The organism is Petralouisia muris (genome assembly GCF_004793545.1).
Taxonomy (GTDB): domain Bacteria; phylum Bacillota; class Clostridia; order Lachnospirales; family Lachnospiraceae; genus Petralouisia; species Petralouisia muris.
The window spans coordinates 1-3,534 of the sequence record NZ_SRYA01000167.1; the positions used below are offsets into that span (position 1 = coordinate 1).

Annotated in this window: 6 protein-coding genes; all 6 read right to left on the reverse strand. The window is 48.3% G+C overall.

All coding sequences use genetic code 11. The annotated features are described in order from the left end of the window. Positions 1 to 263: 263 nt before the first annotated feature. Positions 264 to 446 (reverse strand): hypothetical protein, encoded by a 183-nt coding sequence (locus E5329_RS28605; protein ID WP_031200977.1) that lies wholly within the window; start codon positions 444 to 446, stop codon positions 264 to 266. Between the two features lie 245 nt (positions 447 to 691). Beyond that, on the reverse strand, positions 692 to 1,504 hold the full coding sequence (locus E5329_RS28610) for a midas domain-containing protein (protein ID WP_135992508.1): 813 nt from the start codon (positions 1,502 to 1,504) through the stop codon (positions 692 to 694). A gap of 140 nt (positions 1,505 to 1,644) precedes the next feature. Further along, a complete protein-coding gene (locus E5329_RS28615) occupies positions 1,645 to 2,148 on the reverse strand; it encodes a hypothetical protein (RefSeq protein ID WP_135992509.1) in 504 nt (167 codons plus the stop codon). Positions 2,149 to 2,159: 11 nt separating this feature from the next. Then, positions 2,160 to 2,342, reverse strand: a complete 183-nt coding sequence (locus tag E5329_RS28620; RefSeq protein WP_016214108.1) for a hypothetical protein — start codon at positions 2,340 to 2,342, stop codon at positions 2,160 to 2,162. Positions 2,343 to 2,354: 12 nt separating this feature from the next. Further along, positions 2,355 to 2,789 (reverse strand): hypothetical protein, encoded by a 435-nt coding sequence (locus E5329_RS28625; protein ID WP_016214107.1) that lies wholly within the window; start codon positions 2,787 to 2,789, stop codon positions 2,355 to 2,357. Positions 2,790 to 2,800: 11 nt separating this feature from the next. Next, positions 2,801 to 3,534 (reverse strand): ParM/StbA family protein (locus tag E5329_RS28630; RefSeq protein ID WP_135992510.1); only part of this gene is annotated, 734 nt, incomplete at its 5' end.

A 3,534-nucleotide genomic window follows, 5' to 3' on the forward strand; every position in this document is an offset into this window, starting at 1 on the left:
TTCATTTGAGCCTATTTTTTTCAGCTCGTTTTTTCATAGATTACTTGACACTACCTAATAGGGCAAAAAAATAACAAGTCATATAAAATGGCTTGTCATTTTCCGTTTACTGTTATTTTGTTTGGATTTCGTCTCTGTCCGTCTCCCTTAATATCCCCGGCGGAACCTGCATGTCTCAATTCCGACTGACGGATAAAGGGAAAACGGGCATTTTTCATTTGTATCAGAAGCCTTACAGGTCATATGTCAGTAAGGAATACCCCTCACCGTCTGCCTGCCATAACTCCGACCATTGTGAGTACCACCCTCGCAACCAGTGCAAGCAGCAACAGGAACAGTTTTGCTATCCCAAGTACCAGTTTCAGGAGCATCAGAACCGCCTGCAATATCCATTTTAATATGGTCAGCAGTACCGTTGCCGTCTTTCTCAAAACCATTCCCACCATAGATCTTTCCCCCATCCTCTACCGCAATCCTTACCTTGTACTGATCCCTCCGTTTAACCGCATCCTGCACAATGCCCTCATGCCTGCGGGTATTAAGGATTACCATATCAACAACGAACGGGGTTACGGATTTTATATTTCTGTATTCAGCCCTTCCAATACCAAGTGTACCTTCCGGCGCTGCCTGTTGTCAAGTTCAAGACATAATCCGGCACAATCCTGCATAATCCGGCATCGGTGTGTCCCTATCTGTAACAGCGGAACTCATAAAATTCTGTCCCGTTAAGGCTGCACACCCCTGTATATTCGATATAAAATACAGGCTCCGTTTCAAGCATCATCATCCCTGCAATGTAATCCGCTATCCCGTCCTCGCTTCCGAGTTTCCTCCCGGACGTGGTTGACGCTGCATTCAGGTCTGTTTCTACAAAAACGCTGTAATAGCCCAGTCCGTCATATGGATAATAGGAATGGTATTCTTCCTGCGTTATCTTCCCCTCTGCCAGCAGGCTTGCAAGGTTATCCGTGGTAGTTATCATCCCACCCGCCTGACACTTTGCAACTGCCTGACTGCATACAGATACGGGATCGTATGGCAATATGGTCACTGTCTGTTCCTGCTGCTTTGTTTCCTCCGGTTCTGTCTGCTCCTGCTGCCCTGTTTCCCCCGGCTTTGTTTCTTCCGGCTTTGCTTCACACTCCGGCTTTGTTTCTTCCTGTTTTTGCACATCTGCACTGCTTTGTGCGGGTTCTGTTTCCCCTTTCCGCTCCGGCTGACTCACTGTCTTTGGTTCGGGTGTTTCCGCTACCCCCTTATCCTCCTTTTCCTGCCCCAGTTCTTTTGCCATTTCCTCTGCGGTCTGCTCTTTTCCGGTGTCCCCGTTTTGTGCCTGATACGCAGCAGTGACTTCTTTATTCTCCGTCATATCCGGTTCCACAACGTCCACTACTGTTTCAGCCGCTTCCGGCTCCATATCAGGTACAGCATTGTCCGTACTTCCACATCCGGCAGCAAGCATGACAGTTACGGATAAAATCAGGAATAATCTCTTTTTCATATGAATCACCTTTCCTTTCCCCATAAGGGGAAGGAAGGCTGTGTCCGTGTACCGCTGTCCTGTCCCTTATGGGAGTTTACACGGGACACATATCTATTCAGGTCTGTCCCGTATTCTGTGCATTGTTTCCTCCTATGAAGCTACTGCATCCTGCTCCGGTATGCAAGCATTCTTTTCAGTCTCTTGTTCTTTGCATATGCCTTGTAAAATTTCAGCATCCACATGTCTCCCACCTCCTTTTCCGTCCCCGCCCTTTCTTCGGGGACAGGGGCTTCCCTCCCGGCATCACATTCATCCAGCAGCCCCTCCACACTCTGTAAAACCACACCATCAATATCCCCGCCATTTTTCAGGAATTTTGCAGCTTCCATCATTTCCCACGGATAAAGGCAGTGTTTAACAGCCAGTCCGCAGATCAGTTCCGCAGGCTTCTCCCCATATTCCTGTCTTACCCTGCAAATCCCCTTGTAAATCGCATCCAGCCATTTTCCTATGGCAGCATCTTTGTCAGATACCAGTGCAAAATCGGGGGACTGCCCCATTTCAATACATTCCTCCGCAAAGGAAAACCAGTGTTTCACGGCTTCCCTGCCGCTTTCAGGGCACAGCCTGATTAAAGATTCTTCAAAAGTTTTCTTATCCATTTTTACTCCTTTCATCGTCTGCCAACCGAAACGCCTATCATGGTCAGCACAATCCTCATAACAAGGGAAAGCAGCAGCAGGAACAGCTTTGCTATCCCAAGCACCAGTTTCAATGCCACAAGCGCCGCCTGTAATATCCACTTCAATATGGTAAGCAGTACCACCCCGGTCTTTCTTAAAACCATTCCTGCCATAAAACATTCCTCCTATCCCCAGTTGTCAACCAACTCCATCATGGTTGGATCTTCGGGTTCCTCTGTAATACTGGCTGCTGTTTCCTTTACCACGGTTTCCATGACCATCCTTCCCATGCCGCCCTCCGCCACCCTTGCCGCCCCGCCTCCGAGGGCAGCGCCGAGCAGCATGATAATTTCATTCTTAACATCATTCTTTAGTTCTTCACGGATACCATCCAGGTCACTCCTTGAAATGTATTCCTCTTTCTTCTGTCCTCCTGTCTCCCTCAACAGGTTTTCTTCCCCAAAGCTGTTTGCATAGAAGTCTATGGCATCCGTTATGAACTGGTTTACAGACTTATGAATGTCCGTATTCAGTTCCGCAAGCACCCTGTTTACCCTGCGCTGCTGTTCATTGTCAAGATTGAGGCGGTAACTTCGGAAAACAATATTCGACTTTGCCATATGCCCCACTCCTATCCTATCTGGTCACGATGCTTTGCAAGGAAAACCCTGCCAAGCTGTTCATACCCCTTTGCATTTGCTTTGATGTCCTCAATGTACCGGATATTCCCGCTGTCATGTGAACCGAACAGCCTCATGACTGCCGCTCCGCCGCCTACAAACACAATCGGTATCACATCAAGGTTGTAACCGTGTTCTTTCAGGGTATTGTAGACTTTCTGTGCAAAATCACGCAGGCAGTCCTTTACGATGTTCATGTACTTATCCGGCAGTGCCGCCTCTCCGGTAGCCATGACCTGCTGTATCACGTTTTCCTCAAGTTCCTGCCCGATCTGCCTGTTACATTCCTCATTGATTATTCTCATGCAGCGGATAAGTCCCTGCTGGCTTGTGATACATTCCGCCTCATTCGGCTTGCCGTTCTCTATCGGCATGATGTCAATGGTCCAGCTCCCTATATCCACCACTACCACACGCCCCGGCAAAGTCCTCAACTGCTCTGCAACTGCCGCATAGCATTGTGGGAATACGGACACCCTTGCTATCCTTGCCGTGTACTTCTCTTTCTCAAAGCGGAAAGCGACTTCTTTCTTCTTTGACAGGTAATCAATGAAGTCCTGCTTCTCTGCACCGAACCTTGTCAGGGGAAGTCCTACCGATAAAAGGACATCCGCATTTCTCATTCCCCGTCTGTTCAGTTCCTTTGCGACTGCCGCAAGGGTAAGCAGATAGAAGTTGTCATTCT